General features: G+C 65.4%; 4 protein-coding genes. 3 read left to right on the forward strand and 1 reads right to left on the reverse strand.

The features are described 5' to 3' along the window. The coding region (locus E8A74_RS54485; RefSeq protein ID WP_211365660.1) for a hypothetical protein at positions 1-236 on the reverse strand (236 nt) is incomplete at its 3' end. Between the two features lie 96 nt (positions 237-332). On the opposite strand from E8A74_RS54485, the gene E8A74_RS51560 reads away from it, so the two are divergent. From E8A74_RS51560 to E8A74_RS55820, 3 genes are all read left to right on the forward strand, one after another. Continuing rightward, positions 333-1,199 carry a sterol desaturase family protein gene (locus tag E8A74_RS51560; protein WP_170230031.1) on the forward strand — a complete coding sequence of 289 codons (867 nt, stop codon included), beginning with the start codon at positions 333-335 and terminating at the stop codon, positions 1,197-1,199. 156 nt (positions 1,200-1,355) lie between these two features. After that, complete coding sequence (locus E8A74_RS51565) at positions 1,356-1,574, forward strand: hypothetical protein (RefSeq protein ID WP_136936571.1); 219 nt, start codon at positions 1,356-1,358, stop codon at positions 1,572-1,574. After that, positions 1,571-1,696 carry a hypothetical protein gene (locus E8A74_RS55820; protein WP_269749954.1) on the forward strand — a complete coding sequence of 42 codons (126 nt, stop codon included), beginning with the start codon at positions 1,571-1,573 and terminating at the stop codon, positions 1,694-1,696. The genes E8A74_RS51565 and E8A74_RS55820 overlap by 4 nt, the downstream gene beginning before the upstream one ends. Positions 1,697-1,950: the final 254 nt, after the last annotated feature.

Raw genomic sequence — 1,950 nt, forward strand, 5'->3', positions numbered from 1 at the left:
TGCGCAGACGTCTGCGCGCGCTTGCTGTCGAAGCTCGATGCGCCCGGCGGCCGGACGAACGCGCGTGCGCGCGGCGCCTGCCACGGCAGCGGGCCGGCGTCCAGACGGGGGTGAGCGAGGTGATACTCGTGAAGCATCATCGAGATTGCAAAGGAATTGCAATATTCCGCTGAAACCGGCGCGATGCGCAAGCGCCAATGCGTGCCCGGGTTCCTGGATCCGTCGTCGGGATGCACGCGCAGAGGCACCGCTCCGACGCCTCGCTGCTGGGAATTGATGGGTCGAGGCAAGCTGTGGTACGTCCTCGAAGGGATTCGATCGGAGGATATGTCATGCAAGCTCCGCCTCCGGCGCTGAATACGAGGCGCTGGACCATCCACGAGATCATCGACGCGGCCGTTCTCGTCGTCCTGACGGCTGCTGGATTTCTTCACCCCGAGAGTTCGGGGACCTGGTTCTCGAGCCTCCTCTTTTCTTTCGCCGTTCTCGTGATGCCCGTATTGTCAGGCGCGGCGATCGTGACGTGGCTCTCGCGCCGCCTCGGGACGCGGATTCAGGGGCCACGTATCAAGCCGGCGCCCATGGCGCGGGAAGCCTTCGAGACGGCGCGCGCCATGTACGTCGCCGCTTGTCTCATGGCCTGGCCCCTCACGGCATGGCGATTGGGGCATCCGACGGGGCTCGTCTGGAACCTCGACGTGCACGGCGTGAGCGTGGCGGCTGTCGTCGTGCAGACCGCTCTCGGCGTCATCGTGATCGACGCGTGGCTCTACTGGAAACACCGGCTGCTGCACACTCGGCTCTTGTTCGGATTCCATAAATCCCACCACGTCTTCCGCGATCCCACCGCCTTCGCTGGCTTTGCGGTGGGTCCGATCGAGGCGCTTCTCACCTTCTGGCCGATTCTCCTTCTGTGCATCCCGGAGGCGCTGCACTGGGCGCCCCTCTATTTCGCGCTGGTCGTGGGATTCGTGAACCTCAACTTCTATCTCCACTGCGGCGTGACCCTGTCGTGGGTCGAGAAGACATTGCCTCGTATCTTTCTCAATACCTCAGCCTTCCACAACGTCCACCACGCCCGGGCAAACACGCATTTCGGCGAAGCGCTCTACTTGTGGGACGTCCTCTGCGGCACGCGGCTCAAGGCCGCCGAGGCAACGGCCACGGGATCCGCGCCCAACGCCTCCTCCTCCGTTTAGACTGCCGCCACGATCTTCGAACGTACCTTTCTACGCGCGCTCTTCCTCTTCCAACTCACCCTCGCCGCTGCCTGCGGATTCTCCTCGAACCATGGAAACTCCGGCGCTACCGACGGGGCTGGCGGCAGTGGGGGCAGCGGCGGCGCGGGCGCCGGCATGCCCGCCGGCTCGGGCGGGAGCGGCGCTGCGGGAGGCGGCGGTGGCGCAGGGGGCAGCAATGCCGATCCCTGCGCCAAACCGTGGCCCGACGCGACGAACACCGGGATCCCGGCGGGCACGCCCGCGCTCGCGGTGATCGACAACGATCTACACACCGAGTCTCCCCGGACCACACCACCGTGCGGCGGAGCCACGCACACGCCGGCCCTGGAATGACGCGCAACGACGGCGATCAATTCGCTGCGTCGCATGTGCTGCTCGAAGACAATCTCTTCGACAAGCTGACACCCGGCGCGTACGTCGACGGCATCCTTGACATGGGCGGGTCGATGTCGTGATTCGGCACAACTGGATCGACCCGTCCGCGCCGCCCGTCGAGAACGGCGGCGTGAATGCGGCCGTTTTCGTCAGCCCCGAGTTCGGCAATCCCTAGAACATCGATCGGTTCAAGAACCGCTCGATGTTCTAGGCTTCTTTCGTCCCGAGGGGGACGCCTCGCGTCCCCCTCTCGCCCGGGCAAAGCCCGGTCGATTCACCCCCCGAGGCGAGCTCGCTTCGCGATCTCGCAGAGCATCGAACCGTTCGATGCTCT

It is taken from the genome of Polyangium fumosum (assembly GCF_005144585.1).
GTDB lineage: Bacteria > Myxococcota_A > Polyangia > Polyangiales > Polyangiaceae > Polyangium > Polyangium fumosum.

Bases quoted from the DNA above. Each gene is read 5' to 3' on its own strand.
- E8A74_RS51560 (WP_170230031.1), top strand. From the start codon at position 333: ATGCAAGCTCCGCCTCCGGCGCTGAATACGAGGCGCTGGACCATCCAC.
- E8A74_RS51565 (WP_136936571.1), top strand. From the start codon at position 1,356: ATGCCCGCCGGCTCGGGCGGGAGCGGCGCTGCGGGAGGCGGCGGTGGC.
- E8A74_RS55820 (WP_269749954.1), top strand. From the start codon at position 1,571: ATGACGCGCAACGACGGCGATCAATTCGCTGCGTCGCATGTGCTGCTC.